Genomic DNA, 26,086 nt, shown 5'->3' with positions numbered 1-26,086 from the left:
ATCCACCCCCGATCAACCTTGACAGCCACATTCCGGCCAGTGACACTGCGTGCAGAGGGGAGTACTTCCCTAAGTGTCTGCCTGGTCAATACGGACACCCCATGGTGTCCCCGGGCGACCGCCCTCACCAGGGTGAAGGAGACCTCGAACGTCGTCCGTGCGCGGAGGTCTTCGTGCCCTTTCATCCCGTGGTGTCGTCTCTGTCCGTGGCCGCGCCCGCCGACTCGGTGGGGTCCTCGTCGATCGGGTCGCCCTGGTTGTGGGTCGCCAGCATCGCCGTAATACTCGGCCTCCTCGTCACCGATTTCGCCGTCACCCGCCGTCCCCACGAGGTGTCGATACGGGAAGCGATTGGCTGGTCGGTGTTCTATCTCACGCTGCCCGTCCTGTTCGGGATCTGGCTGTGGGCGGTGTTCGACAGCGGGCCGGCACTGGAGTTCATCACCGGCTTCGTGGTGGAGAAGTCACTGTCGGTGGACAACCTGTTCGTGTTCATGCTGATCCTGGCCGGGTTCGCGGTCCCGTCCCCCATTCAGCAACGGGTGCTGCTGTACGGCATCGCCGGTGCCCTGGTCCTGCGGGGCATCTTCATCGCGGCGGGCGCGGCGCTGCTGCAGGCAGGCACCTGGGCGTTCCTCCTCTTCGGCCTGATCCTGCTCGTGTCCGCGGGCAAGATCCTGCACGAGGTGCACACCGGTTCGGCCTTCGCGGGCCGCGACGTATCCCAGATGCGTATCGTGCGACTGCTCCGCAGGTTCATGCCCGTCACCGACGACTACCGAGGCACCCGGCTGACCGTACGGGAGCACGGACGACGCGCGCTCACGCCGCTTGCGGTGGTGGTCGCCGCGGTGTTCGTGACCGACGTGGTGTTCGCCGTGGACTCGGTCCCCGCGGTCTACGGCATCACCGCGGACCCCTACCTGGTATTCGCCACCAACGCCTTCGCGCTGCTCGGCCTGCGCGCGCTCTACTTCGTGCTCCACGCCACGCTGGCCAAGCTCGTCTATCTCAACCACGGCCTGGCGGTCATTCTCGCGTTCATCGGTCTGAAACTGGTGTTGCACTGGGCCCACGGAATCTGGCCGGCCACCCCGCAGATCCCCACGCCGGTCTCCCTCGCTGTCATCGTGGCCATCCTCGCCGTCGTCATCGCGGCGAGCCTGCGCACCCGCCGCCGAGCCGAGCAGCACGTGATTGAGAAGGACTGACCATGTTCACCATGCTCACCGGATTCCTCATCGACATCGCTGTCACGGCACTCATTCTGCTGGCGTTGGTCATCACCTGCGCAGCGTTGGTGCCGCCCCGCCCGCCACGATGAACACACGCCGTCCCGGGTGGCGTGTCAGTGTGGGGTGCGAAGCGAGAGGGGCGCTGGTCGTCGCGAGGTCCTGTCCGCACACCGCCCGGCCACGCCACGTAGCCCTTGCCAGGGCGTGCTTGGTGGTGCTGGCGTCGGTGGCGTGAGGTTTCCTGGACCCGCGCGGTGGGGCGGCGGGTGCCTGCGCCGGATCCGGGTCGGCCAGATCGTGTTGACGACGCGGGGCTTGGTCGTTGAGGTACTCCCCCTCAACGTCGAGAATGACGAACTGTGGTTCGTTTACCAAGGGTGGCGAGTTATCCGGTGCGGCGACGACGCGGAGGAGTCGAGGCGCCGTCAGCCGAAGCATCACGAGCATCGTCAGGGGTGGCGGGACCGACGGCGGTGATGAGGTCGGCGATGCGGTGGTGGGCTTCCAGCGGGTGGCGCAGATGGCCGTCGGGGTTGATGCGGTAGTGGTTGCGGCGGCCGACTTTGGTGCGCTCGATGTAGCCGCCCTGGATGAGGTCGGTGAGGATGAGCTGGACGGCGCGGGTGGTGATGCCGACCTTCTGGGCGATGACGGGCAGGGTCTGGTGCGGGTCGGCGGCCAGGCAGAGCAGCACGTGGGCGTGGTTGCTCAGGAACATCCACGACCCTGGCGTCTGCGACGCGGCGGCGTCGGCCGGTTCCGCACCAGCATCCACCACGCCAGAATCCACCGTGCCGGAGTCGGTGGGATCCGAGCCCGCTGGGGTGGGGAGGGCGTGGTCGGGTGGGGGTTCGGCAGGCCGCATGGGGCCGACCATAAGGCATTCCTTCCACTCTCGATGCCGCTGTCGGCGCGGGGTCCGGATCGGCGGGGAGCTGCTCGACCGGGTGTGATCAGACCAGCATCGCGTCGGGCAGGGTGTGCTCGTCTGCGCGGCGGATCCGCAGCCGAGGTTGAGTGAGGCCGAGCAGGTACTGGCAGGTCGCAGGCGTGAGGAGCTCGGCGCGAGGATGGGCGGGCAACACGAGCACGTCGGCGTCGTGCACTCGGCACAGTCGCAGCAGGGCGGCGGCCACGCGCCGATGCCGGCCGCCCGGCCCGCGACGGTGATGCCACGCGGTGGTGTGGATCCGCACGCCCCGCTCGGCCAGCCCGGATGACGGGAGCCGTGACAGCGCGGGAGCGAGCGCCGCGGCGGTGACCTGCTCCCGGCGGACCTGCTGCCAGGCGATCAGCCGCGCGTTGAGCGTGAGCCCCGGCGGCGGGTGCAGCACGGCGAGCACGAGGTGGCCGTGGTCGGCGATCAGTTCGACCGCCGCGGGCAGCTCGGCGGCCGGCGCGGGATCGGTGGCGTCGACGACGCAGACGAGGGTTGTGCACTGGGCGGGCATCAGCGGACCTGCTTTCCACGGCACGGATCGAGGAGGCCGCGCGCTGGCCTCATTTCCAGATTGACGAAGTACGGTTCGCCAGTCAAGCCTTGACAGGCGAACCGTATTTCGTCATTCTGGTGGTGCGGAGGGGAGTACCCACCACGTCCGGGATCGTCATTACGGCAGTTCGATGGCTGCCCGGTCCCGGCGCCACCGGACCCAGCGCACGTGCTCTGGCGGTTGGGGAGACCTCCGGTTTCACTCGACGTGACCGGAGGTGCTTGACTGTGGTTGTTCCGTTGTGGGCGTGGGCCGCGGTGCTCGGCGTGATCCTGGTGATGCTCGCGATCGACCTGTTCGCCCACCGCCGCGCACACGTGGTCGGGGTCCGCGAGGCCGCCGCCTGGTCGGCGGTGTGGGTCGCGCTCGGCCTCGGGTTCGGCGCGATCGTGTGGTGGGCGTGGGGCAGCGAGTTCGCCGCCCAGTACTTCGCGGGCTACGTGATCGAGAAGTCCCTCGCGGTGGACAACGTGTTCGTCTTCGCGATCATCTTCGGCTACTTCGCCGTTCCCCGCGAGTACCAGCACCGCGTGCTGTTCTACGGCGTGCTCGGCGCACTGGTGTTCCGGGCGGTGTTCATCGCCGCGGGCTCGGTGCTCATCGCGTCCTTCGCCTGGATCCTGTACGTGTTCGGCGCCTTCCTGGTCGCCACCGGTGTCCGGATGGCCGTGCACCGCAACGAGACCATCGACCCCGACCGCAGCGTCGTGCTGCGCCTGTTCCGCAAGGTCATCCCCACCACCGAGGAGTACCACGGGCAGAAGTTCCTGGTGCGCCAGGCCGGGCGCTGGGTGGCCACCCCTCTGTTGGCGGTGCTGGTGCTGGTCGAGGTCACCGACATCGTCTTCGCCGTCGACTCCATCCCGGCGATCTTCGCCATCACCCAGCAGCCGTTCCTGGTGTTCACCTCCAACGCCTTCGCCATCCTGGGCCTGCGCGCCATGTACTTCCTGCTCGCCGACCTGATGCACCGCTTCATCTACCTCAAGCTAGGCCTCGCCCTGGTGCTGGTGTGGGTCGGCATCAAGATGCTGCTGCTCGACCTCTACAAGATCCCCACCTGGTTCTCGCTGGCCGTGGTCGCCCTCCTGCTCGCCGTCGCCGTCACGGCCAGCTGGATCCGCACCCGCACCACCCCGGCCACCCCAGCGGCTGCCTCTGCCGATTCGCTGGCCGGTGCGGAGCCCGACACGGTCACGACCGAGCCAGCCCAAACCGGGGCGGCCGCAGCCGAGACGGCCCCGTCCTCGCCCACTGGCCTGTCGACGCGCGACTGACGCGCGTCGACCGCCCCGGTGCCGCCCACCGCTCACTCCCCCCACCAGCGGTGGGCGGCACCACCCCACAGACCCAGCCCATCCGGAAAGGAACCCGCTCATGCGCATCTCGACTCGATGGACCTCTGTGCTGCTCGGCGTGGGCGTCGTGGCGGCGATCAGCGGCTGCGGCGCTGTCCAGCAGGCCGGCGACACCGCCGGTTCGGCCGCGGACACCGTGACCGGCGCGGTCGCCGCCGCCGAGGTGTGTAGCGACGCGCTGGCACTGGTCGCCAACCCGCCCGACCTCAGCGCACCGCAGGCCGCACTGGACCAGGCGCACACCACCGCCACCGAGCTCACCGACCTGGCCGCGACCACCAGCGACACCGACATCGGCCGCGCCATCACCGACCTGGCCGCCACCCTGCAGACGGCCACCCTGGACACCCTCACCAGTGCTCCAGCCGCCTGGCTGCAGACCAGGGCCGATCAGGCCGCCGCGCTCACCACCGCCTGCGCGCCCTGACCAAGTAGGGTCACGGGCACGACAGGAAGCAGCCCGTGATGAGCACCGTCGGCGACCCCGCTGAACGTTCGTCGGTCGTCCCTCCCTTCCAGGTGAGCGGCCCACTCGCAGGCGAGGTCAGGTTGTCGAGAGCTCCACCCCAAGCTCCTGGGCGAGGGTTTCCTGGGTGAAGCCGAGAGCCTCGCGCCGTGCTGCGAGAGCATCTCGTCGTATCGCCATAATCACTCCCAGATTCGCTAGCGCACCCACGCTACCCGGCGTTGATCGGACCTGATCAGCGGCCATGTCAACGACGAAACGGCGGACGTTCACGTCCGGACGTGCGACCCAGACCGCCCATGAAAACGCCAGAGCGGGATGGTGCTTGGGACGATCTGTGCATGTCCGCAGGGGCCGCCACCAACTAAAGCTGTCGACGGCGCGTGAAAACTGACCCCGGCGTGGCGCCTAACCCAGGTGCCGCCAGGGGGTCAAGATTCGCCCGCCGTTGACACTAAAGCCCCGCCCGACAGGATCAGCGCGCCTCGACCGCGTGCTCTGCCGCGAGCCTGCGCACATACGCGCGGATTCGGTCGCGATCCTCGGGGAACACGCTCTCCCACGATTCGTCCAGGTCGACCCACTTCGGCGGCTGTCCCTTCTCCCCGCCGAGTGGCGCGTCGCGGTTGATGACGGCTCCGTAGGACAGGCTCAGCGTTGGCGTCCAGTCGGCGCGGAAAGAGCGGACAGCGACGGCCGCCGGCACTGACAGCAGCTCGCCCAGCAGGCCGGTCTCCTCCAAGAGTTCACGGGCTGCTGCGGCTCGAGGCGTCTCGCCTGGCTCGACGGTTCCGCCAGGCGGTACCCAGCCTCGCACCCGGTGCCGCACGAGCAGCACGTGGCGGTGCTCCGGGTCGGTGACCCAGACCTCGGCTGCGAGCGGCTCCAACGCGGTCGAACGTGCGTGTAGCCACGCCTGAGCGTCGTCGTACTCGGTCTCGGCAAGGCGAGCATCGACGGCCGCAGCGTCGATCGTCGCCTGGTCAGGCATCGCGTTCGATGCGCTCGAAGATGTCGATATCCGTCGCCTTCTGCCAGTCCGGCAAATCGTTCCAGTCCGCGACGTACGACGGCTTCGGCTCGGGGAAGTGCTTGAAGATCTGGCCGATCCAGCACAACGCCACAAAGCGGCCTTTCTGGTCTGGGGTCAGTTTGGTGGTGGCGCCGTCGGTGGCCTTGATGAAGGCGACGACCTGGTCGTACACGGCGGTCGCGGCGTCGCGTTCCCAGTCGGGGGTCTGGTCCCACGGGGTGATGTAGCCAGGCTTCGGCTCACCGGGGTAGTGCTTGGTGACTCCGGCGATCCACGCCTCGCGGAACACGCGGCCACGGTCGTTGTGCATTCGGTCGTCCTCCATCACGCGGCGCGGTTGCCGACGAGTTTGGTGATCTCGGCATCGAGTCGCTGGATTTGTTGGTCGTTGAGCAAGGAAGCAAGGTGTGGCTGAAGGACCCGCAGCTTCTGTGCGATGACCCCCGAGCGGGTCTGGCGGGCGGTAGTCAGGACGGTGTCGGCGTAGGTGACGACCTGGTCCGGGTCGCGACGGTGCACGCCGATCATCGCCAGGTCGGTCAGGACGCCTGCTTTCCGGCGGGCGGTCAAGGTGCCCTGCAGGGCGTCGACCAGAGCCGCTTCAGCTAGGTCGTGGCGGCCCAGCGTGACGTAGCAGGTTCCGCGTTCTTCAGCCAAGCGGGAGCCATCAAACCGGAGCCAGCCGCCGTTGTGCACCTGGCCCCGTAGGCGCTGGACCTCAGCAGCGGTGTCGAGGGCATGTTGGCAGGAGTCAAAGTCGCCGAGGCCGGCGAAGGTCTCGGCCTGCACCACGGCGACCCAGTGTCGGGTCGACAGGCTGGGGTCGCCTCGACGTGCGATGGTGGCGGCCACGTCGAGCATCGGCGCGGCATCCGCGAATCGGCGCTCGTACACGGCGACGAAAGCATGCCTGGTCAACGCGCAGGCCCACAGGTCGGAAGCGACGGCCTCCTTGCTCGCTGTTGCCGCAAGCGTGTAGCAGTGAGCGGCGTCGGTGTATCGGTTGCCGTCGAAGAAGATTTCCCCCGCCAACTGGAAGAGGTCGGCGGTCAGCTCGCAGAGCCGTTGTCGGATGGTCGGTGTCTGCGGTCGTCGCAAGGAGTCGCTGAGTACACCGAGTTGGGCTCGGACCAGCGGCAGCACCTGGGCCTTGGTCGGCGACAGTGCGTACACGCGCCACAGGTGGGAGTTGAGCTGGGCGAACTCCGCTGCTCCCGCCGTGTCCACCGTGCCCGCGTGAGCTGTGGCGGCGAGCCGGTCGACGTCGCCGAGTACTGTCTCGCCAGCAGGCAGCGCGAGCAACGCGCCGGTCATGCTGAACAAGCGCAGCAGGTCACGACGGTTCATGTCGTCGGCCTCCGCAGGGTCGGCTGGTTCAGTGGCAACGGTAGAAGCTTGCCGGTTCGGCGTGAGCAACGCATCCAACTGGTCGAGGCTCACATCGAGGGTCTTAGCCAAACACGGTCGACGGTACGGCTGCGGGGTCAGGGTGCCGCGTTCCCAGCGTCCGACCGTGGAGAACTCCACGCCCACCGCCGCGCCGAAGCTCTCCTGGGTGTAGCCCATCTGCTCACGCCGCGCGGCGAAGGCATCTCGTCGGTCACTCATGAACACCACCTCACCCCGTCGGTCACCTGCCACGATAGCCAGCTACGGGTCAAGGCTGATCACCCGCTCGGCGAGCTGTACCCGTTCGGACTACCGCCTCTGAAAAGGCGTTTATGCAGGTCAGAGGTGATGACGCCTCATTGCCGCCTCATCGACGCCGCGTCGGCGCTCTGGCTATCGTTGATCACCAGGGGTTTGACTGATATCGCTGCGGTCCGGGCGAGCTTCCGCTTCGGCGCAGCCCGAGTATCCGGAAGCGTCTTTCACCGGGACGTGCCGTCGAGGGGTGTGTGGTGGTAGGACTGCCCTCCACTTCGATGGAATTCCGCTCGCGGGTGTGCTGGCGGGAGCGCTCGGTACCTCGGTCGAGTTCCGGGCTGGTCCGCCTGGCGGGCGAAGTCACGGCCGACTCGCCGGGACTCGGAGCGTAAAACCCACGAAGGAGGATCTGTGACGGTTCAGATGGAGTGGTCGCCGACCACGGTGGCCACGCCCGCCGCGGAGGTCGAGATGGGCTCGGAGTTCGACCTCGACATCACGCTGGTCGAGGTGGTGGACCCGGCGCATCTGATCAACATGACGGATGACGGCTGCGGGACGACGTGCGAGAAGTCGACCTGCATCAGCGCCGCCTGATTGTCACGAGCGACCGGACGCCCGCCAGGGGCTTCTTGGGCGGGCGTCCGGTTTCCATCCGTCGCTTTGGAGAGGTGTCCCGTGTCCACGGCCTTGCCCGACCGCGTCGGCTTTCGAGCCGCGGGTGGCCTGTTGGTCCGGGCTGTTGCAGAGGGCGAGCTGAAACTTCCGCCGTGGCCGACGCTGACCGCGACCGGGGCCGACGCCGTCACCGCGTGGGTGGACTGGCTGCGCGAAGTGTGGGAGGTCGAAGCCGTCCGTGACGCCATCGGCCTGGCCAGCCCTGTCCTTGCTGACCGCGTCCACAACCTGTGTGGCGCTCAGGTTGCCAGCGAGCGCGAATCCCGGCGCGTGGTGCTGTCCGTTCTGCGGTACCTGGCACGGTTGACCGGCCGTCCGACTCCCAACGGCTTGTTCGCCGGGGTCACCGCCGCGCGGTTCGACGCGGATCCCTCTCAGCGTTGGGGTGATGATCATCGCGCGGACGCTGCGGCCGACGCCGGGTGGCTGGCCGAGGTCATCCGACGGTTGGAAGGTCAGGCCGAGATCCTGGAGCGCTTGGTCCTCGTCGCGAACTCCACGTTGATGGTGCGCGGTGAGCGGCTTGTGGTTCCGTACCAGCCGACCGTCAACCATCGAGGCACCGGCGCAGTCGAAGTCGAACTTCGCTACACCGGCCCGGTGCGCGCGGCCGTGCGAGCTGCGCGGACACCGATTCCTTTCGATGACATGCGCGAGCAGGTACAGGCCGAGTTCCCGAGCACCGCCGGGAGCACGGTGACCGGCTTGCTGGCCACGTTGGTCGCTCGTCGCGTGCTCGTCACCAACCTCCATGCGCCGAGCACGGAGCCCGACGCACTTGGCCACTTGGTGCGCGAGCTGGCCACGGTCGGCGAGGCTGCCACCGAGCGGTGCATGACGCTGAACGACATCCACGACATGTTGCGGCGACATCGGAACAGCCCAGCGGAAGCGCGGCGCAGGCTACGGACCGACGCCGCCGCGTCCATGAGCCGCCTGGCTCCGTCACGGCGGAGCCCAGTCACGGTCGACCTGCGGCTGGACCTGGACGTCGTGCTCCCCAGCGCAGTCGCCCGCGAAGCGGAACGTGCCGCGCTGGTCCTGGCGCGCCTGACCTCCCGCGCCAGCGGTACGGCAGCCTGGGCGGACTTCCACCGACGCTTCTACCAGCGGTTCGGCACCGGCGCACAGGTGCCACTGCTCGAGGTCATTGCCGACAGCGGGATCGGCTGGCCTGACGGCTACCCCGGCACCAGCGGAGTGGTCACACGACCCCAGCAGACGCCTCGGGACGAACGGCTGCTGGCGTTGGCCCAGGCCGCCGCGTTGGACGGTCAGCAAGAGGTCGTCCTCGGCGAGAGGTTGATCGCCGAGCTGGAGCTGGCGCCTGTGCACTCGATGCGGCTGCCCTCGCACCTCGAGTTGTGCGCCCGTGTCGACTCCCCGAGCCTGCAAGCCCTGAAGCAGGGCAACTTCCAGCTCGTCGTTACCTCAGTCTCGCGATCGGCCGGCGTCGTCAGCGGCCGTTTCCTGCACCTGTTCGACGAACACGACCGCCGAATGCTGATCACGCCGCTCGCCCCGCCCGCGTCTGACGGGGTAATCCAGGCCCAGTTGTCATTCCCGCCTCTGGACCCCGCCACCGCACACGTCGCCCGCAGCGCCCAGGTCCTGCCAACCATCGTCAGCCTCGCCGAACACCGCGACACCGCCGCGTCAACGGCGGTCCTCACGGCGGCGGACTTGGCGGTCAGTTGCGACAGCGACCGCCTGTATCTGACCGCACCCGCCCTCGGCGCGAGGGTCGAAGCGTGGGGCTTGCACGCACTCAACCTACGCAAACACACTCCGCCGCTGGCCCGCCTCCTGGTCGAACTGACCCGCGCACACTGCGCGGAGGTCACCGACTTCGACTGGGGCACGGCGGCCACGTTGCCGTTTCTTCCTCGGCTGCGCTTCGGCCGCATCGTGCTGTCCCCGGCCCGGTGGCGGTTGGCCGCAGCCGACCTTCCCGACCGGACCTCCAGCTGGGCGACCTGGGACAGCGCCCTGGCCGAGTGGCGCACCCGCCGCCGCCTCCCGCAGGCGGTGTTCCTGGTCGACGGGGACTGGCGGTTGCCGCTCGATCTCGTCGAGGACGCACACCGGGTCCTGCTGCGCGAGCACCTCGGTACCCACCCCCACGCGGTGCTGGAGGAAGGACCCGCTGAGGACGCCGCCGGATGGCTCGATGGCCGTGCTCACGACGTCGTCGTGCCCATGGCCAGCTGTCAGCCGCAGGCCACGACGCGGCCACCGCGCCCGACGCCCCAGCGGATCGTCCGGCCAGGTGAGCACGGGCTGTCGCCGGGTGGTTCCCCCATGCTGTTCGCCAAGCTCTACGGCGACCCGCAACGTCACAACACCGTGCTCGCCAAGCACCTGCCCGCACTGCTGGCGGAGTGGGGCGATGCCCAACCGCGGTGGTGGTTTCTGCGATTCCGCGAGGGCAACGAGCACTACCTGCGCTTGCGGATCAGTCTCCTCAGCACTGAGCCAGTGGTGTTCGGCGAGGCGGCCGGCCGGGTCAGCGCCTGGGCCGACCGGCTCCGCCGCCTCGGCCTGCTGCGCGACATCGCTTTCGCGACCTCCTACCCGGAGACCGGCCGCTGGGGCTCAGGTGCGGCACTATCAGCCGTCGAGGCGTTCTTCACCGCTGACTCCCGCGCCGTGCTCGCCGAGCTCGCCTGGCCCGCGCGACCGCACGACCATGCTCTGGCCGCGGCGAACTTCGCCGCCATCGCCGTCGCCTTCATGGGAGGGACCGAGGCCGGGATGCGGTGGCTGGTCGACCATGTCCCGGCCAAACCTCCTACCGTCGTGCCCCGGCCGGTGTTCACCGAGGCACAATGCCTCGCCGACCCCTCCGAGAATTTCCGCGCCTTGCGCAGCACGCCGGGTGCGGCTTCGGTCGTCGCGACATGGGCCGAGCGCGCCCAGACCGTAGCTGCCTACCGAGCGCACCTGTCCGGGGCTGAGGCCGAGGGCGTCGACCCGGACGCCGCCTTGGGCTCGTTGCTGCACACGCACTTCCTGCGGGCCTACGGCATCGAGCCCGACGACAAGGCGGTGTGCCTTTACCTGGCCCGGACCGCGGCCCTGACCTTCGCCGCCCGCACCGGAGGACCGCGATGAACGCCGACCTCGCCTCGGATGCCGCGGTCGAGTACGCGACGGGGATCGCCGATCGCCTCGCCCGGCCGGACGCCCCCCACCTGCCCACGGACGAGCCGTGGTGGCACCAATCCCTCGCCCACGGCGCTCCTGGTGTGGCACTGCTGCACATCGAGCTGGCAGCCGCCGGGATACGGCCGTTCGACCGCGCCCATGACTGGCTGACCGCCGTCACCAGCAAGCCGATCACCGCCGGAGCGAGCACCGGCTTGTTCTACGGCGCGCCGGCAGTCGCGCGCGCCCTCGCGGGAGCCGCCACAGTCCGTCCCGGCACGTACCAGTCCGCCCTCACGCCCTTGACCCGGCAGATCGCCGCCGACGCCCACAACCGCGTCGACAAGGCCCACGAGCGCATGGACGTCGTCGGGATGTTGCCGCAGATGGCCGAGTTCGACACGATTCGGGGCCTCGCTGGTCTCGGTGCCCATCTGCTGCACCACGACCCCGACGGCACCGCCCTGCCGGCCGTTCTGGGCGCCCTCGTGCGGCTCACCCAACCGGTGATGGTCGAAGGAGAGGCCCTGCCGGGGTGGTGGACCCTCACCGGTCCCACCGGCCACGAGGACGACGAGTTCCCCGGAGGCCACGGCAACTTCGGCGTAGCACACGGCATCGGCGGCCCGCTGGCACTGCTGGCCCAGGCCCTGCGCCGGGGCATCGCCGTGGACGGGCAGCGCCAGGCCGTCGCGACGATCTGCGCGTGGCTGGACTCCTGGCGCATAAGCACTCCGAGCGGGCACCGGTGGCCCTACATGGTCACCCGAGACGAGGCGCGTTCGACGCCGATGTACGTGCGGCACAGCGGGGCCAGCCGACGCCCGAGCTGGTGCTACGGAACAGCGGGCATCGCCCGCACCCTGCACCTCGCCGCCCTGGCCCTCGACGACGCCGATCGCCGCCAGATCGCCGAGGAAGCCGTGATCAGTGCGGTGACCGACCCGGAACAGGATGCGTTGATCAGCGACGCTTCGCTGTGCCACGGCTACGCCGGACTCGCCCGGATCACCGCTCATACCGCCATCGACACACCGGAGCCGGCCGCTTCCCGACTCCGCGCGCTGGCCACCGAGATGCTGCACCGCGCCTGCGCCCAGGCCGTTCCCGAAGGCCCCGGCTTCCTCGAAGGCGCTGCCGGGGTCGGCCTAGCTGCCCTCGCCGCTGAGATCGAGCCCGCGACAGGCTGGGGCACCGGCCTGCTCATCACCTGATCCGTCCGAACGCGATCCGTCCGACCGAGAGGAGATTCCGCGCTGATGCTGCCGGACAGCTGGCACCACTACCTGGTCGAGTTCGCCGACCCGACCACGGCCGAGCACACCGCCGCGACCCTGCTCGTACCCGCTCTCGACCAGGCCCAACAGGACGGCGAACTCGACACGTGGTGGCACCTGCGCAAGACACCCGCCTGGCGGCTGCGTTACCAACCGGTCAACCCCGAGACGAAAGCGGTCGACACGCTGCTGTCCGACCTGGAGGCCGATGGGCATCTCGCGCGCTGGACTCGCGGCATCTACGAACCCGAAACCCTTGCCTTCGGTGGACCCGCCGCGATGGACATCGCGCACTCGCTGTTTCACCACGACAGTCGCCACTGCCTCGCCCGTGCCACGAAACCCGCTGCCTTGGGTCAGAGAGAGACCACCGTCCTGCTGTTCAGCTCGATGCTGCGCGCCGCCGGGCTGGACTGGTTCGAGCAGGGCGACGTCTGGGACAAGGTGGCTGCGCTCCGGCCCACCGCCCAACCCCACTCCAACAACTCTCCGCACACCGAGCGGTTGAGCCAAGCCGTGCGCCGACTGATGACCACCAACACGCACAAGGTCGCCGACGTCGCCCCCGACGTGGTTCCCGAGACCTGGTGGACAGCGTTCGACACGGCCGGTCGCCAACTCGCCGAACTCGCTCGCGCCGGACACCTCGAGCGGGGCCTGCGCGCCGTCCTGGCGCACCACTTCATCTTCCACGCCAACCGCGCCGGTCTCTCCGGCACCGACCAGGCCACCCTCGCCGCGCTGGCCGTCGACACCGTTTTTTACAGCACGCCTACCCGGCAGGCACCAGCCGGGACCACCTCCAACACCGTTAGGGTTCCCGCAATGACAACCACCGTCAGTGACGCTTCCACCGGCTCCGCCGACGAGCTGCGTACCAAGCTCGCCGACCGCCTCGTCAAGGACGGCACCGTCCGCACCGACGCTGTGGAGGCCGCGTTCCGGCAGGTGCCCCGACACCTGTTCCTGCCCGACGTCCCCCTGGTCGAGGCGTACGCCGACGAGCCCGTCTACACCAAACACGAGGGCGACGGCACCCGAATCAGCGCCGCGTCCCAGCCCAAGATCGTCGCCATGATGCTCGAACAGCTCGGCATCCAGCCCGGCGAACGGCTGCTCGAACTCGGCGCGGCCACCGGCTACAACGCCGCCCTGATGGCCACCCTCACCGGCGCCGACGGGCATGTCACCACGATCGACATCGACGAGGACCTCGTCGCCGGAGCACGCGAGCACCTGGCCGCAGCCAGCATCGACAACGTCGAGGCGGTCGCCGCCGACGGCGCACTCGGCCACCCAGAAACTGCGCCTTTCGACCGCGTCATCGCTACCGTCGGTGCCCACGAGGTCCCGGCTGCCTGGCTCGACCAGCTCACACCCGGCGGACGTCTGGTAGCTCCGGTGCGCCTGCGTGGTTGTGCCTCTCGCAGCATCGTCTTCGAACGCGACCAGGACGGCTGGCGCAGCCTGGGCAGCGAGATGGCGATCTTCATGCCGCTGCGTGGCCTTGGCGACGACGCTCGCCGCGTTCTGGACCTCACCGGCACCGGGGAGGTGACGCTGCAAATCCATAAGGACAACAACCACGCCACCGACCCGGACACCCTGACCGGCGTCTTCGACAGCCCTGCCTGCGAAGTGTGGACCGGCGTGCACTTCGTCCCGATGGAATCCTTCGAATGGCTGGATCTCTGGCTGGCTTGCCACCTGCCCAACCCGCTGATGCGCATGGAGGTCGCTCCCGCTGCGAAGGAAAGCGGCCTTGTGCGGCCGATGTTCCCCTCGGTGGCGATGGCCACCACCGCCGCCGACGGCAGCCTCGCCTACCTCACCATCCGCGCCGCGGACCCCGATCCGGACGGCGGCCGACGCTACGAGGTCGGCGTCATCGGCCACGGCCCCAACGCGCAGGAACTCGCCGAGCAGGTCTCGGTCGAGATCTCGACTTGGGACCAGGGCTTCCGCGCCAGCACCGTCCGATTCGCCATTCCCGACACCGCGCCCCAGCCGGACACCAACCCCGGCTTCGTGGTCCTGGACCGCCCCACCAAGCCCATGACCGTCACCTGGGAGTGACGCCCGTGGACCCCGCCGGCCAGTTCGCCCGCCGCTTCCCCCTCGTTGCCCGAACCCGCCCGGCCTGCCTCCCGCTGGCCCGGCGGGTGGCCGAGCTGTGCGACCGAGCACGCCAAGTCGAGCACAGCGGCGAGCTCGCCGAAGCCGCCGCCGTGCACAACAACGCGGCGCTCATCGCCTCCGACTGCGGCCTGCCCGAACTGGCCCGGCGGTGGTGCCACCAGCAGGTGAACATCTACCTGCGCGCCCGCCCCTTGGGCGCGCAGGTAGCCCGCCTCGCTCTCGAACCGATCACCAACCTCGCCCGCCTCTACATCCGCGAGGGTCAGGGCGAGCGCGCCTTCGCGCTGATCGACACCCTGTTCACCGCGGTCTCCGCCCGAACTGACGCCATCGTCGACGGCATCGAGATCCCGGCCGACCTCACCGACTCCGCCGAGACGCACCAGCACATCCGCAGCTGGCTGTGGGCAGTCCTGCTGGCCACCGGTGGCCGCGCTCTGGCCGCAGCCGGCCGCTGGGCGGAGGCACGCGCCCGGCTCGACGCGTACAAGGGCGTCGGGCGACGGATGCTTGACGGTCGCCAGATCGCGGTCATCGCCCACGCCGTATCCGGGGACACCGACAGCGCCCTCACCCTCTTGGCCGACACAACACCAGGAGACCCTTGGGAGAACGCCGTGACCGCCTGCCTGACCATCCAGTGCCACGGCGCCTCGGGCGTCGCCGATCTGCCCACGCTCCTGAACCAGTACCACCGACTCGACACCTCCGCGCCCGGCTTGGCGGTCTTCCACACACGGCTCGGGTTGTCCTTCATCGACGCCATCGGCACCGTTGACGATCCACCCGTGCACCAGATCGCCGTTGATCTGATCGACTACGCCGCCGCGACACGAGACGGATACGTCGCTCGCGATGTACTCGCCCACAATGGTTGCCGCGAGCTGCTCACCGACTCCCAAGCGCGCGAGTTGTCCGATTCGGTCGAAGCGTGCGCGCTCGGCAGCGGCACGCTCCCGGCCACACTGCTGGCAGACCTCACGACAGCACTAGCCTGCGCCGAAGAGGCCATGGCACGCAGCGTGAAGACGATGTCCTGCAACGTCAACGCTCCAGCGAACCCGTAGGGCGGGTCCTAGTGAAGCCGTTGCACCACAACGGGTTTGCTTCCTCGGCCCGAGAAACAGCCCGTGTCGATCACTAACGATGCCCGCCAACCCGACGATCGTTGATACGAAGGAACGATGCACACCACCACTACTTCGCCGGAAGCGCTACGTGCGGCAATGGTCGAGAGGATCCAGAAGGCCGGGCACGCAAAGCACAGCGACGTCGAGCGGGTTTTGCGCGACACACCGCGGCACGAGTTCGTGCCGGACGCCGACCTGGCGGTCGCTTACGACCCGTGGCAGGCGGTGGTCACCCACCGGTTCGAGGACGGCCGGTCGTTGTCCTGCGCGTCGGCACCTTGGCTAGTAGCCGCGATGCTCGACCAACTCGACGTCCAGCCGGGCAACCGCATCCTGGAGATCGGAGTGGGGACCGGTTACAACGCCAGCCTGCTCGCCCAGTTGACCGGCCGCGCGGACCTGGTGACCACCATCGACGTCGACCCGGACGTGACCGCGAAAGCCTCACAAGCGCTGGCCGCCGCCGGCTACGGCGACGTGCACGTGATCACTGGCGACGGCGGGCTCGGCTACCCCGACCACGCCCCGTACGACCGCATGATCGCCACGGTCTCACCGTGGGACATCCCCGCCCAGTGGTGGAAGCAGCTCGCACCTGGAGAACGGCTGGTCGCCCCGTTGCGGTTCCCTGTCAAGTCAGCTTGTTGAGCTTCTCACGGCCAGGCTGGCGGTGAGTCGATGGCTCTGGTGTTGTTGGAATCTGACACCGCATTGGCTTTCGCGCTGGTAGGCCAGGACTACGGGAGCTATGCCGACCGAATGTCTCGTGACTGCGGTTGTCGTCATGTCCGGTCTGGCCGCTGCGCACGTGATGCGCGGACGCGTCGACGGTGACGAATGGTGAGGAGGGTTAGTCCTGCCAGGAGGCTGAGTGCGATCGTGGCGGCCAGCGGCGTGGTGATCGTGGACTGGTTGGTGGCTGGTGGCGCTGTCGGCGGTACTGAGTGGGGGGTGGTGGCTGGTGTGGTGGCAGTGTTTTCGGGGGTCGTGGTGACGCCGGGGGTGATGGTGAAGCTGTGTGATCCGCTGGCCTGGTGGCCGTCGAGGTCGATGACCTGCCAGGTGACGCGGTAGGTGCCCGGCTGGGTGAGTGTGTGCAGTGGCTGGGAGATCATGTCGTGCTTGACGATGGCGTTGTCGCGGGCGACGTCGTGGCCGTTGGGGCCGGTGACCCGGATGCTGAACGTGTTGATCAGTCGGTCGAAGGTCAGGTACACCCAGTCGACCGGTTCGGTGAGGACGGCATTCGCTGGTGGGGTGGCTTCTTCCAGCAAGGGCACCGCTGATGAGGGGGTCGCTGTCGCGGGGTGATCGGTGCCGAGCAGGCTTGCACAGAGCAGGGCGGCCAGGATGCCGAGGGTGGCGCGGCGGATGTTCCCTGCGGTCATGCGGGTTCGCGGCCGAGCATCTGGGCGCGGTGGTAGTACTCGTAGAGGCCGTCGAAGATGGGTTTGGTGATGGTGAGGGTGTGCTGGTCGTCGCCGATCATGGATAGGCCGCGGAGGATGGCGTCGAGGCCGGGGGCTTCGGGGGCGTCGTAGCGTTCGTCGTCGAGGTCGGCTTCGTGGATGATTTCGGCGATGCGCCAGAGCACGGGGTCGGTGAGGTCGTGGCGGCGCAGGATGGTTTCGAAGCTGCAGTCGTCGCCGTGGTGGCCGAGGTCGACGCCGCGCATGTCGAACGGGGTGGCGTCTGGGGGGACGTCGGCGGGGTCGGTGACGAACACGAAGGCGGCGTCCGGGTCGATGCAGCGGCGGATGAGCCAGGCGCAGGCGGCGCGGTCGATGTGGATGTGTTCGCGGGTGGCCCACTTCATGCGGTCTCCTCGGTGTGGTGGTCGGGGTGCAGGGCGTCCACAGCGGCCTGCGCGGTGTCGCGTTCGGGTGGGGGGAAGTAGTCGCGGCGGTGGATACGCCGCAGCTCGGCGCGCAGGGTGCGCAGGGCGCGTCGTCGCTCGGCCTCGCCGAGTGAGCGCGCTTGTTCGGCTTCGGTGAGCACGGCGCGGTACTCGGCGGCGCGGGCGGCGGCCATGGTCTGTGCCAGGCGGCGTTCCTGTGCCAGGCTGGTTGGTTGGGCCAGCCACACGCCGGCGGTGCCGCCGGCGGCGAGGATCTCGTCGGCGATCCAGTCGAGGTGTTCGCGGGTGCGGGCGTCGGCGGGCAGCGCGACCAGCCCGTCGCCGAGTTGGGCGACGCCGAGGCGTTTGAGTTTGCGCCAGACCGTGATCCGCGGGGTGGACGGCTCGCGGGGCATGCGGTAGGACAGCAACACCCACTGCCCTGCCCGCTGCCCTGCCTGCCGCGGCGCTGCCGATCCCGTCGATGGTCGCTCGTGCGCTGGATCGGTGGAGTTGCTCACTGATGTGTTCGGTCTCCGACGACGACGCGGCCGATCCAGTACAGGCCCGCGAGTCCGATCAGCACGAACACGATGTCGTCGAGCGGATCGGCGATGGGTTCCAGTGCCCGATCCAGCACGTTGATGTCGGTGACGAACGCCGCCCAGGCGAACGCGCCGATCAGCAGTAGCACGAAAGCGATCCAGTCCAAAACGGTGCGTGGCCGCATCCTGCGCTCCTTCCCGTTGTCATGCTCGTTGTCATGGTGCTTGTCCGGCCCCGCCGATCGTCACGACGGGGCCGGAAACGCTGTCGGCGTGAGTGGTATCAGCCTGGGGGTTGCAGGTTGGTGGCGTCCAGCGCGGGGCGGAGGGCTTTGGCGAGGGTGACGCCGTCGTCGACGGCCCAGAAGTGCATGTAGAACAGGCGGGGTTGCTCGGTGAGGCTGTGGTTGTGCACTTCGACCAGGTCGATCCCGCCTGTACGCAGCGCCTGGATCACCTTCTGGACCTCGGGTGCGGTCATCACGAAGTCACCGTTGATCGCGGCCCGCCCGCCGCCGAGTGGCTGGAAGTTGATCGCGGTGGTCACCCCGAACGTGGGCGGAAGGACATGCCCGTCGTCGGTGATGGTCTCCTTGCGGGCGATGCTGAACTTGTAGATGCCGCCGTCGGCGGTGCCCTTGCGGCCCAGGGCCTGGTCGATGCCGGCGGTGTCCAGGTCGATCGGCGGCTGCTGACCTGGTGGCGCCGGGGCTGGGATGGCGGTGGCGTCCAGTGCGGCTTGCACGCCTTGGGCGAGCGCTGCGGGGTCGTCGCTCATGGCGTGGATGTGGGTCCACCACACCGGCGGTGTTTGCTGCAGCAGGTGTTTGTGCAGCGCGGTCTGCGCGATGCCGTGGGCTTGGAGTGCGTCGGTGACCTTGGGCAGTTCGGCCTCGGTGACCACCAGGTCGCCCATGAGCATGACGCCGTCGCGGTACTTCGCGAAGGCGGCGTAGCCGCCCAGCGACAGCCCTGGTTTGATCTCGACGCCGCCGGAGGTGACCTGCAGGTCGGTGCGGGGCAGGCCGATGCGGTAGACGGTGTTGTTGTCGCCGAACTTCCCGGTGCGGCCCAGGGTGTCGGTGACCGGCTTCCAGTCCGCCTCGGTGGTGGGGATCGGCTGGTGGCGCCGATGCTCGGCGTCGGCAGCGGTGTCGCTGGCGGGGGTGGTGTCGGTGCCACAGCCGGCGAGCGGGACCAGCAGCAGCGCGGCCAGCGGCAACACCACGCGGGCCGCGCGGGCGGGGGTGAACGGCATGTCCTTGCCCTCCTCGAACTCGATCGTGGTCGGTGTAGATCGTGGTCGGTGGTACGCGGTCAGCCCTCGTCACCGTCGGCGTCGTGGTCCTGGCCGGGAGCCTCGGTGCCCACGACGTGGAAGGTGCTGTCGAGGTGGACCTCGACGGTGGAGCCGTCGGGCTTGGTGACGGTGACGCCGTAGGCGGCGGCGCCCTCGTCGGTCTCGGTCTCGACAGCGCCGGCCTTCCCGCCGGGCACGGACTGCACGGCCGCGGCTCGTGCCTGGTCGGCCGCGGGGCCGCTGACCTCGTCGCCGTCGCCGGACATCGCGGAGGCCAGGCCCACGCCCCCACCAGTGAGGACGAGCACTCCGGCGGCGATCCCGATCCCGATCTTCGTCTTGCGGTTCATGCCTTCTCCATTCTCCACGCTCCTGTAACCGTGGTTGCATGAGGTGGTTGCATGGGTATGGGTAGTCGGTGGAGATGAAGCCGTGATGAAGACACGACGGCGGTCACCCGGATGTGGTGGCACCGTGCCCGTGAAGGGGCGCCTGTGCAGGGTGCTCGGGGGTGGCGCCTGAAGAGAGGTGATGGATGGTGCGGGTACTGGTGGTGGAGGATGAGCCGAAGATGGCGGGCCTGCTGCGCCGTGGCCTGGTCGAGGAGGGCTACGCCGTCGATGTCGCCACAGACGGGGCCGACGGGTTCGGGGCGGCGGTCAGCCGCGACTACGACGCGGTGGTGCTGGACGTGATGCTGCCCCGGCTGTCGGGGTTCGAGATGTGCCGGCGACTGCGCCGCCAGCAGGTGTGGGTGCCGGTGCTGATGCTCACCGCCCGTGACGCGGTGACCGATCGGATCAGCGGCCTGGACGGCGGCGCGGACGACTATCTGACCAAGCCGTTCCACCTGGAGGAGCTGTTCGCTCGGTTGCGGGCATTGACCCGCCGCGGCCCGGTCGCCCGCCCCACCGTGCTCACCGCGGGCGATCTGCGGATCGACCCGGCCAGCCGGCGGTGCTGGCGCGGCGAGACCGAGATCGCGGTGACGGCCAAGGAGTACGCGCTGCTGGAGATGTTCCTGCGCCAGCCCGGCGTGGTGCTCACCCGCGAGCTGCTGCTGGAGCACTGCTGGGACTTCGCCTACGAATCCCGCTCCAACGTCGTCGAGGTGCACATCCGCGCGCTGCGGGACAAGATCGACCGGCCATTCGCGGTGGTCTCGCTGGAGACCGTGCGCGGCGCCGGGTACCGGCTCCGGCCGGATGGTGGACGGCCGCGGGTGGGGGCGCGATGATCCGGCGGTGGCCGCTCCGGATCCGGCTCACCGCCGCGTTCACGGTGATGATGGCGCTGGTCCTGCTCGGAGTCGGGATCGTCACCGTGACGCACACACGCGAATCGCTCGACGCCTCGATCAGCGAATCGTTGGAGCACCGGCTGCGCGACCTCCAACCGATCGCCACCACCGCCGCACCAGTGCTGTCCAGCGGCGGCCGGGACACCGGCGAGCAGGTCCTCGACGACGCAGGCCAGATCATCGCCAGCTCCCCGGACGTGGCCGACCAGCCCCTGCTGACTCCAGCGGAGCTGGCGACCGCGCGGCGCGGCGAGCTCGTGGTCGATCACGCCACCGCCGGACAGCTGGACGGGCCGGTGCGTATCGCCGCCGCCCCCACCGGTGCGGACGGCCGGATCGCCGTGGCCGCGGTGACCCTCGCCGACCGCGACGCCGCGGTGGCCGACCTACGCCAAGAACTGGCGGTCGGCCTGCCGCTGGCGCTGCTCGCCGCCGCGGTCGGGGCCTACCTGCTGGCCGCCGCCGCACTGCGACCGGTGGAACGGATGCGCGCCCGCGCCGCCACCATCACCGCCGCACACCCCACGCAGCGTCTACCCGTGCCGTCGGCTCGCGACGAAATCTCCCGGCTGGGCACCACGTTCAACGATCTACTCGACCGCCTGCACGCCGCTGTCGAGCGGGAACGGCAGTTCGTCGCCGACGCCAGCCACGAGCTCCGCACCCCGCTCAGCCTGCTGACCACCGAACTCGAACTCGCGGCGCGCCGACCCCGCACCACACGGGAACTGACCGCCGCGCTGGGCTCGGCATTGGAGGAAACCGAACGACTATCCCGCCTGGCCCAGGACCTCCTCCTGCTCGCCCGCACCGACCAGGCCGGTCCGCCGGCCCGGCCCGGCGAGCCCACCCCGGTGCGTCCCGTGCTGGAGTCAGTGATCGCCCGCTACCGCAGCACCCTCGACGAGCACCAAGTGATCCTGGACTGCTCACCGGAGCTCACGGTGCGCGCCGATCCCGGCGATCTCGACCGGGCGGTGAGCAACCTGATCGACAACGCCGCCCGGCACGGGCAGCCACCCATCATCATCACGGCCAGCCCGCCCGACACCGAGCTTGGGGTGAGCATCCGGGTGCGTGACCACGGCTCCGGCATCGCCCCCGAGTTCCTGCCGCACGCGTTCGACCGCTTCACCCGCGCCGACGACGCCCGCACCGGCGGCGGCACCGGACTGGGCCTGGCCCTGGTCGCCGCGCTGGCCCGCCGCAACGGCGGTGCCGCGACTGCCGCCAACCATCCCGACGGCGGCACCACCGTCATCCTCACCCTCCCCGCCGCCAACCATCCCGACGCCACCATTCCGGACGCCCCGGCCGCCGCACCCGGATGAGCACCGTGCCCGGTTTTCTTCTGGACCGGGTCACGGTGACCCGCGGCCCAACCCGACTGCTCGACGGAGTCTGCGCCCGTCTCCCGGCCGGAGCGTGCACGGCGGTGGTCGGTCCCAGCGGCGCCGGCAAGTCCACCCTGCTGCGCCTGCTCAACCGGCTGGAGGACCCCAGTACCGGCCAGATCCTGCTCAACAGCACCCCGCTCGCCGAGCTCGAAGTGCTGGCACTGCGGCGCCGGGTCGGCCTGGTCGCGCAACAGCCGGTGCTGCTCACCAACCACGTGGCCGAGGAGCTGCGTGTCGGACGCGCGGAGCTGACCGAGCACCGCATCCAGCACCTGCTCGATCTCGTGGGCCTGCCCGCACGCTTCGCGCAACGCCGCACCAGCGGCCTGTCCGGCGGCGAAGCGCAGCGGGTGTGCCTGGCCCGGACGCTGGCCGTCGAACCCGAGGTCCTGCTGCTGGACGAGCCCACCGCCGCGCTGGACGCCGTGACCACAGCGGTGATCACCGAGGCCGCCCGCAACCACACCGCCGCGGGCGGGACCGTGATCCTGGTCAGCCACGACCTCCCCCTCGTTCGCGGCATCGCCGAGCACGTGCTGGTCCTGCACCACGGGCGCCTGGTCGCCCACGGGCACCCCGACCACATCGACTACCTGGAGGCCGGGTGATGACCGGACTGTCCGTGCCCAGCTGGGGCGGCGTCGCCGCCTCCCTGCTGTTGATCGCCCTCACCGCCGCGGTGGCCTACCGGCAGCGGCTGCACCTGACCCGCGAGCTGATCACCGCATCGCTGCGCGCCGGGGCACAGCTGGCCGCGGTCGGCGTCCTGCTGCTGGTGATCTTCGCCCACACCGGCCTTCCCGGCGCGTTCGGCTGGGTGACGATCATGATCCTCCTCGCCGGACAGGTCGCCGGCCGCCGCGGCACCGGCCTGCCCCGAGCCCGGTGGGCAGCCACCCTCGGGGTCGCCGTCGGCAGCCTCGTCACCCTCGCCACGCTGCTGGGCCTCGGGATCATCTCCACCCAAGCGCGGGTCGTCGTCCCGATCGGCGGCATGATCGTCTCCGGAGCCATGCAGGCCGCCGGGGTCGCCCTGCGCCGCCTGCGCGAAGACGCCCAGCAGGCCCGCCCAGCCATCGAAGCCCGGCTCTGCCTCGGGCTCCCCGCCCGCGACGCGTTCCTGCCCCACCAACGCTCCGCGCTGCGCACCGCGCTGCTGCCCGCGATCGACTCCACCAAGGTCGTCGGCCTGATCAGCCTGCCCGGAGCCATGACCGGACTCATCCTCGCCGGCGTCGACCCCCTCACCGCCATCCGCTACCAGATCGTGGTCATGTACATGCTGCTCGCCGCCACCGCACTCGCCGCTCTCACCGCAGCCCGGCTCGTCGAACACGCCCTGTTCGACCACGCCCACCGCCTCATCCCACTCCCCGAACCCCACTAACCGACCACTCCCACCGCCTCGGCCAGCCCGCATCCCGCCACCTGGACACCCCTCCACCGCACTAGTGCAACCATGGTTACATTGCGCGTGGAGTTGAACGAGGAGGGACGCTCACCCATGTCCGAAACCGCGAACCGGGACGTCATCCCACTGCGTACCGCGACCTGGGCGTGGTTTCTGATCTCGCTGCAGACGTTCGGAGGCCCGGCCGGGCAGATCGCGGTCATGCAACGCACCCTGGTCGAGGAGAAACGCTGGATCGGCCAACAACGCTTCCTGCACGCGCTGAACTACTGCATGCTGCTGCCCGGCCCCGAAGCCCAGCAGCTGGCCATCTACGTGGGATGGCTACTCAACGGCCGCCGCGGCGGGATCATCGCCGGGACCCTGTTCGTGCTGCCCGGCATGGTTGCCCTGCTCGCGCTGTCGGCCATCTACGTGACGTTCGGCGACACCACCCTGGTGACCGCGATCTTCGCCGGGCTCGCACCCGCGGTGGTCGCGATCATCGCCCAAGCCGTACCCAGGGTCGGCAAACGCGTCCTGCACCACCCCGCGCTCATCGGGATCGCCGCCGCCGGCTTTGTGGCGCTGGCGGTGTTCGCGGTCCCGTTCCCGATCGTCATCGCCGCAGCAGCGGCCATCGGCTGGGCACTCGGCCGGTTCGCACCCCGCACGATCAAACCCCCGCCCACCAACGGCGCCGCCGACGGACCAGCACCGTTGATCCCCGACGACGCCCTGCACCACGAAGCCCCCTCTACACGGCGGAGCCTGACCGTGCTCGGTGTCGGTCTGCTGCTCTGGGCCGCCCCGATCGCCGCGGTGGCGGTGTTCACCGGCGTGGGCAGCACGCTCACCACGCAGGGGCTGTTCTTCTCCGGCACCGCCGTGGTCACCTTCGGCGGCGCCTACGCCGTGCTCGCCTTCGTCGCCCAGCGCGCCGTCGAGGTCTACGGCTGGCTCTCCGCCCAAGACATGGTGCGGGGCCTCGCTCTGGCCGAGTCCACCCCCGGCCCGCTGATCATGGTCGTGCAGTTCGTGGCCTTCCTCGGCGCCTACCACCACCCCGGTAGCCTCGACCCATGGGTCGCCGGGGTGCTCGGGGCGCTGCTGACCACCTGGGTCACCTTCGTGCCCTGCTTCCTGTTCATCCTGCTCGGCGCCCCCTACGTCGAACGCCTCCGCCACAACCGCGGCATCTCCACCGCACTGACCGGCATCACCGCCGCTGTCGTCGGTGTGATCGCCAACCTCGCCCTGTACTTCGCCCTGCACACCCTCTTCACCACCAGCGATGTCCACCGATTCGGGCCGGTGCAGGTGAACCTGCCCGAACTAGCCAGCTTCCGACCCGTGGCCGCCGCGATCACCGCCATCGCCCTCGTCCTGGTGTTCGCGCTGCGCTGGCCGATGCTGCGCACCCTGGCCGTCTGCGCCGGTCTCGGCGCCACCGCCGCACTTTTCGGGCTTCCCCTCACCTGATCGAGCCCACATGCCCCATCGATCGTCGAAGCGCTCAAGGTCCGCGCCGACGTCCACCCAGGTATGCAACCCGGCACCGGACTGGTGGCGTATGGCGCTGGCCGAGGGCAACACGCTGGTCTCCCTCACCGCCCGCAGACTGGAATCCGGCGACGAGGTGCACTGGGAGTTGGGCGCGATCGGTCACGGGCCAGCCGCCGCCGAGCTGACCCAGTACCTCTGCGACGAGATCCGATCCTGGGCGCCCGAGCGGAACCAGCACACGCCATCGCTCATCGTCTATCCGGCTGATACCCCGGACAGCGAACTGGCGGGCCCGCCATCGACAAGACACACAGCAGGTTTGTCCTAACCTACGGCGACCTGACTAGGTGACCTAGCCGCTAGTCTCCTTGCCGCTGTGCTGCTGCGGACGTCAGGCCGAGGCTCGGGCTGACCGTTTGTTCGAACTGCGTCGACCAAGGCTGCCGGGAAGCGGACGCCGGGCGGGTGCCAGGACCCGAATCTCAGTGGGTTGGGCGGCCGAAGGGCCTCGCTGTCGCGCGGTGGCTGTACGTGACGTAGGAGTAGGAGCATGGTGACCGCGGTGGTGTTCGACGTGGGCGAGACGTTGCTGGACGACTCGCGGGAGTGGGGTGCGTGGGCCGACTGGATCGGCGTTTCCCGCCATACCTTCTCGACGGTGCTGGGTGCGGTCACCGCCGCTGGCCGGGACAATGCCGAGACGTTCCAGTACTTCAAGCCGGGCTTCGACGTCGCACGGGAACGGCGGCTGCGCGAGGAGGCTGGCCTGGGTGAGCGCATCGAGGACAGCGACCTCTACAGCGATGTGCGGCCCGGCCTGGCTGCGCTGCGAGAACGCGGCTTGTGGGTCGGGGTGGCTGGGAACCAGACCGCTCGCGCGGCCGAGCTGTTGCGTGCGCTGGAGCTGCCGGTGGACCGGATCGCGACCTCGGGGGAATGGGGTGCCGCCAAGCCGTCGTCCGAGTTCTTCGCCCGCGTGGCGGAGATGGTGCCCGACGGGCCGGGCGAGACGGTGTACGTGGGTGACCACCGGGACAACGACGTGGTTGCCGCGAAGGCAGCGGGCTTCTGCACGGCGTTGATCCGGCGGGGCCCGTGGGGCTATCTGTGGGCTGACGACCCGTTGGTCCGTCGCGACGCGGATTGGGTGATCGACTCCCTTTACGACCTGCCGGATCTGTTGTCCCTGCGCTGAGCGGCTGGTGGCG

Annotated in this window: 27 protein-coding genes; 16 read left to right on the top strand and 11 right to left on the bottom strand. The window is 69.5% G+C overall.

The annotated features are described in order from the left end of the window. The first annotated feature begins 200 nt into the window (after positions 1 to 200). The gene (locus ACZ1DY_RS08725; RefSeq protein ID WP_225950578.1) at positions 201 to 1,211 is read left to right on the top strand and encodes a TerC/Alx family metal homeostasis membrane protein; all 1,011 of its coding nucleotides are present in this window, start codon (positions 201 to 203) and stop codon (positions 1,209 to 1,211) included. A 409-nt stretch (positions 1,212 to 1,620) separates the two neighbouring features. Here the strand turns inward: ACZ1DY_RS08725 and ACZ1DY_RS08720 are convergent, their stop codons facing one another. Together ACZ1DY_RS08720 and ACZ1DY_RS08715 are read right to left on the bottom strand one after the other, a co-directional pair. Beyond that, positions 1,621 to 2,013 (bottom strand): helix-turn-helix transcriptional regulator, encoded by a 393-nt coding sequence (locus ACZ1DY_RS08720; protein WP_246106882.1) that lies wholly within the window; start codon positions 2,011 to 2,013, stop codon positions 1,621 to 1,623. Between the two features lie 175 nt (positions 2,014 to 2,188). After that, positions 2,189 to 2,686 (bottom strand): hypothetical protein, encoded by a 498-nt coding sequence (locus tag ACZ1DY_RS08715; RefSeq protein ID WP_005456773.1) that lies wholly within the window; start codon positions 2,684 to 2,686, stop codon positions 2,189 to 2,191. A gap of 269 nt (positions 2,687 to 2,955) precedes the next feature. Between ACZ1DY_RS08715 and ACZ1DY_RS08710 the strand changes: the two genes are divergently transcribed. Both ACZ1DY_RS08710 and ACZ1DY_RS08705 read left to right on the top strand, forming a co-directional pair. Then, positions 2,956 to 4,005 (top strand): TerC family protein, encoded by a 1,050-nt coding sequence (locus tag ACZ1DY_RS08710; RefSeq protein ID WP_005456772.1) that lies wholly within the window; start codon positions 2,956 to 2,958, stop codon positions 4,003 to 4,005. A 100-nt stretch (positions 4,006 to 4,105) separates the two neighbouring features. After that, positions 4,106 to 4,513 (top strand): bacteriophage spanin2 family protein, encoded by a 408-nt coding sequence (locus ACZ1DY_RS08705; protein ID WP_005456771.1) that lies wholly within the window; start codon positions 4,106 to 4,108, stop codon positions 4,511 to 4,513. A 514-nt stretch (positions 4,514 to 5,027) separates the two neighbouring features. Here the strand turns inward: ACZ1DY_RS08705 and ACZ1DY_RS08700 are convergent. The 3 genes from ACZ1DY_RS08700 to ACZ1DY_RS08690 are packed head-to-tail and all read right to left on the bottom strand — an operon-like array spanning position 5,028 to position 7,193. After that, on the bottom strand, positions 5,028 to 5,543 hold the full coding sequence (locus ACZ1DY_RS08700) for an NUDIX hydrolase (protein WP_113694550.1): 516 nt from the start codon (positions 5,541 to 5,543) through the stop codon (positions 5,028 to 5,030). Beyond that, positions 5,536 to 5,895 (bottom strand): hypothetical protein, encoded by a 360-nt coding sequence (locus ACZ1DY_RS08695; protein WP_073575400.1) that lies wholly within the window; start codon positions 5,893 to 5,895, stop codon positions 5,536 to 5,538. Before ACZ1DY_RS08695 ends, ACZ1DY_RS08700 begins: the two co-directional genes overlap by 8 nt. A 14-nt stretch (positions 5,896 to 5,909) precedes the next feature. Next, complete coding sequence (locus ACZ1DY_RS08690; RefSeq protein WP_112276300.1) at positions 5,910 to 7,193, bottom strand: helix-turn-helix domain-containing protein; 1,284 nt, start codon at positions 7,191 to 7,193, stop codon at positions 5,910 to 5,912. Positions 7,194 to 7,643: 450 nt separating this feature from the next. Here ACZ1DY_RS08690 and ACZ1DY_RS08685 point away from each other — a divergent pair, with 450 nt between their 5' ends. The 6 genes from ACZ1DY_RS08685 to ACZ1DY_RS08660 all read left to right on the top strand — a co-directional run bounded on the left by ACZ1DY_RS08685 (position 7,644) and on the right by ACZ1DY_RS08660 (position 16,251). Then, complete coding sequence (locus ACZ1DY_RS08685) at positions 7,644 to 7,829, top strand: FxLD family lanthipeptide (protein WP_009151814.1); 186 nt, start codon at positions 7,644 to 7,646, stop codon at positions 7,827 to 7,829. Between the two features lie 81 nt (positions 7,830 to 7,910). Then, on the top strand, positions 7,911 to 11,024 hold the full coding sequence (locus tag ACZ1DY_RS08680; RefSeq protein WP_186361385.1) for a lantibiotic dehydratase: 3,114 nt from the start codon (positions 7,911 to 7,913) through the stop codon (positions 11,022 to 11,024). Then, complete coding sequence (locus ACZ1DY_RS08675; protein WP_091679561.1) at positions 11,021 to 12,271, top strand: lanthionine synthetase C family protein; 1,251 nt, start codon at positions 11,021 to 11,023, stop codon at positions 12,269 to 12,271. The genes ACZ1DY_RS08680 and ACZ1DY_RS08675 overlap by 4 nt, the downstream gene beginning before the upstream one ends. Positions 12,272 to 12,316: 45 nt before the next feature. Next, the gene (gene fxlM / locus ACZ1DY_RS08670) at positions 12,317 to 14,410 is read left to right on the top strand and encodes a methyltransferase, FxLD system (protein WP_091679559.1); all 2,094 of its coding nucleotides are present in this window, start codon (positions 12,317 to 12,319) and stop codon (positions 14,408 to 14,410) included. Positions 14,411 to 14,415: 5 nt separating this feature from the next. Further along, complete coding sequence (locus tag ACZ1DY_RS08665) at positions 14,416 to 15,540, top strand: hypothetical protein (RefSeq protein WP_075849513.1); 1,125 nt, start codon at positions 14,416 to 14,418, stop codon at positions 15,538 to 15,540. A 159-nt stretch (positions 15,541 to 15,699) separates the two neighbouring features. Next, a complete protein-coding gene (locus ACZ1DY_RS08660; RefSeq protein WP_205215079.1) occupies positions 15,700 to 16,251 on the top strand; it encodes a methyltransferase domain-containing protein in 552 nt (183 codons plus the stop codon). A gap of 134 nt (positions 16,252 to 16,385) precedes the next feature. Here the strand turns inward: ACZ1DY_RS08660 and ACZ1DY_RS08655 are convergent, their stop codons facing one another. From ACZ1DY_RS08655 to ACZ1DY_RS08630, 6 genes are all read right to left on the bottom strand, one after another. Then, entirely contained in the window at positions 16,386 to 16,991 is a 606-nt protein-coding gene (locus tag ACZ1DY_RS08655) for a copper resistance CopC family protein (RefSeq protein ID WP_075849313.1), read from the bottom strand. After that, entirely contained in the window at positions 16,988 to 17,419 is a 432-nt protein-coding gene (locus ACZ1DY_RS08650) for a chromate resistance protein ChrB domain-containing protein (protein WP_112276286.1), read from the bottom strand. Before ACZ1DY_RS08650 ends, ACZ1DY_RS08655 begins: the two co-directional genes overlap by 4 nt. After that, positions 17,416 to 17,961, bottom strand: a complete 546-nt coding sequence (locus ACZ1DY_RS08645; RefSeq protein ID WP_245788976.1) for a Chromate resistance protein ChrB — start codon at positions 17,959 to 17,961, stop codon at positions 17,416 to 17,418. The genes ACZ1DY_RS08650 and ACZ1DY_RS08645 overlap by 4 nt, the downstream gene beginning before the upstream one ends. Beyond that, the gene (locus tag ACZ1DY_RS08640; protein WP_091679556.1) at positions 17,958 to 18,170 is read right to left on the bottom strand and encodes a DUF378 domain-containing protein; all 213 of its coding nucleotides are present in this window, start codon (positions 18,168 to 18,170) and stop codon (positions 17,958 to 17,960) included. The genes ACZ1DY_RS08645 and ACZ1DY_RS08640 overlap by 4 nt, the downstream gene beginning before the upstream one ends. A 98-nt stretch (positions 18,171 to 18,268) precedes the next feature. Next, positions 18,269 to 19,243 (bottom strand): DUF1259 domain-containing protein, encoded by a 975-nt coding sequence (locus tag ACZ1DY_RS08635; RefSeq protein WP_083666521.1) that lies wholly within the window; start codon positions 19,241 to 19,243, stop codon positions 18,269 to 18,271. Between the two features lie 59 nt (positions 19,244 to 19,302). Continuing rightward, positions 19,303 to 19,635 carry a PepSY domain-containing protein gene (locus ACZ1DY_RS08630; RefSeq protein ID WP_075849307.1) on the bottom strand — a complete coding sequence of 111 codons (333 nt, stop codon included), beginning with the start codon at positions 19,633 to 19,635 and terminating at the stop codon, positions 19,303 to 19,305. A 188-nt stretch (positions 19,636 to 19,823) separates the two neighbouring features. On the opposite strand from ACZ1DY_RS08630, the gene ACZ1DY_RS08625 reads away from it, so the two are divergent. From ACZ1DY_RS08625 to ACZ1DY_RS08595, 7 genes are all read left to right on the top strand, one after another. Then, positions 19,824 to 20,522 carry a response regulator transcription factor gene (locus ACZ1DY_RS08625; protein ID WP_205215529.1) on the top strand — a complete coding sequence of 233 codons (699 nt, stop codon included), beginning with the start codon at positions 19,824 to 19,826 and terminating at the stop codon, positions 20,520 to 20,522. Further along, positions 20,519 to 21,916, top strand: coding sequence for a sensor histidine kinase (locus ACZ1DY_RS08620; RefSeq protein ID WP_075849303.1), 1,398 nt, complete (start codon positions 20,519 to 20,521; stop codon positions 21,914 to 21,916). Before ACZ1DY_RS08625 ends, ACZ1DY_RS08620 begins: the two co-directional genes overlap by 4 nt. 5 nt (positions 21,917 to 21,921) lie before the next feature. Then, positions 21,922 to 22,590: an ABC transporter ATP-binding protein gene (locus ACZ1DY_RS08615; protein WP_211323390.1), complete on the top strand. Its 669-nt coding sequence runs from the start codon at positions 21,922 to 21,924 to the stop codon at positions 22,588 to 22,590. Beyond that, complete coding sequence (locus ACZ1DY_RS08610) at positions 22,590 to 23,369, top strand: ABC transporter permease (protein ID WP_112276288.1); 780 nt, start codon at positions 22,590 to 22,592, stop codon at positions 23,367 to 23,369. The genes ACZ1DY_RS08615 and ACZ1DY_RS08610 overlap by 1 nt, the downstream gene beginning before the upstream one ends. A 117-nt stretch (positions 23,370 to 23,486) precedes the next feature. After that, the gene (chrA, locus tag ACZ1DY_RS08605) at positions 23,487 to 24,854 is read left to right on the top strand and encodes a chromate efflux transporter (RefSeq protein ID WP_075849299.1); all 1,368 of its coding nucleotides are present in this window, start codon (positions 23,487 to 23,489) and stop codon (positions 24,852 to 24,854) included. A 91-nt stretch (positions 24,855 to 24,945) separates the two neighbouring features. Then, positions 24,946 to 25,206, top strand: coding sequence for a hypothetical protein (locus ACZ1DY_RS08600; protein WP_075849297.1), 261 nt, complete (start codon positions 24,946 to 24,948; stop codon positions 25,204 to 25,206). A 222-nt stretch (positions 25,207 to 25,428) separates the two neighbouring features. Further along, positions 25,429 to 26,073 (top strand): HAD family hydrolase, encoded by a 645-nt coding sequence (locus ACZ1DY_RS08595; protein WP_075849295.1) that lies wholly within the window; start codon positions 25,429 to 25,431, stop codon positions 26,071 to 26,073. Positions 26,074 to 26,086: the final 13 nt, after the last annotated feature.

It is taken from the genome of Amycolatopsis sp. PSD-21, from assembly GCF_055561455.1.
This window is presented reverse-complemented; position numbering and strand designations above follow the sequence as displayed.

Bases quoted from the DNA above. Each gene is read 5' to 3' on its own strand.
- ACZ1DY_RS08715 (WP_005456773.1), bottom strand. From the start codon at position 2,686: ATGCCCGCCCAGTGCACAACCCTCGTCTGCGTCGTCGACGCCACCGAT.
- ACZ1DY_RS08705 (WP_005456771.1), top strand. From the start codon at position 4,106: ATGCGCATCTCGACTCGATGGACCTCTGTGCTGCTCGGCGTGGGCGTC.
- ACZ1DY_RS08700 (WP_113694550.1), bottom strand. From the start codon at position 5,543: ATGCCTGACCAGGCGACGATCGACGCTGCGGCCGTCGATGCTCGCCTT.
- ACZ1DY_RS08695 (WP_073575400.1), bottom strand. From the start codon at position 5,895: ATGCACAACGACCGTGGCCGCGTGTTCCGCGAGGCGTGGATCGCCGGA.
- ACZ1DY_RS08690 (WP_112276300.1), bottom strand. From the start codon at position 7,193: ATGAGTGACCGACGAGATGCCTTCGCCGCGCGGCGTGAGCAGATGGGC.
- ACZ1DY_RS08675 (WP_091679561.1), top strand. From the start codon at position 11,021: ATGAACGCCGACCTCGCCTCGGATGCCGCGGTCGAGTACGCGACGGGG.
- fxlM (WP_091679559.1), top strand. From the start codon at position 12,317: ATGCTGCCGGACAGCTGGCACCACTACCTGGTCGAGTTCGCCGACCCG.
- ACZ1DY_RS08660 (WP_205215079.1), top strand. From the start codon at position 15,700: ATGGTCGAGAGGATCCAGAAGGCCGGGCACGCAAAGCACAGCGACGTC.
- ACZ1DY_RS08655 (WP_075849313.1), bottom strand. From the start codon at position 16,991: ATGACCGCAGGGAACATCCGCCGCGCCACCCTCGGCATCCTGGCCGCC.
- ACZ1DY_RS08650 (WP_112276286.1), bottom strand. From the start codon at position 17,419: ATGAAGTGGGCCACCCGCGAACACATCCACATCGACCGCGCCGCCTGC.
- ACZ1DY_RS08640 (WP_091679556.1), bottom strand. From the start codon at position 18,170: ATGCGGCCACGCACCGTTTTGGACTGGATCGCTTTCGTGCTACTGCTG.
- ACZ1DY_RS08635 (WP_083666521.1), bottom strand. From the start codon at position 19,243: ATGCCGTTCACCCCCGCCCGCGCGGCCCGCGTGGTGTTGCCGCTGGCC.
- ACZ1DY_RS08630 (WP_075849307.1), bottom strand. From the start codon at position 19,635: ATGAACCGCAAGACGAAGATCGGGATCGGGATCGCCGCCGGAGTGCTC.
- ACZ1DY_RS08620 (WP_075849303.1), top strand. From the start codon at position 20,519: ATGATCCGGCGGTGGCCGCTCCGGATCCGGCTCACCGCCGCGTTCACG.
- ACZ1DY_RS08610 (WP_112276288.1), top strand. From the start codon at position 22,590: ATGACCGGACTGTCCGTGCCCAGCTGGGGCGGCGTCGCCGCCTCCCTG.
- chrA (WP_075849299.1), top strand. From the start codon at position 23,487: ATGTCCGAAACCGCGAACCGGGACGTCATCCCACTGCGTACCGCGACC.
- ACZ1DY_RS08600 (WP_075849297.1), top strand. From the start codon at position 24,946: ATGGCGCTGGCCGAGGGCAACACGCTGGTCTCCCTCACCGCCCGCAGA.
- ACZ1DY_RS08595 (WP_075849295.1), top strand. From the start codon at position 25,429: ATGGTGACCGCGGTGGTGTTCGACGTGGGCGAGACGTTGCTGGACGAC.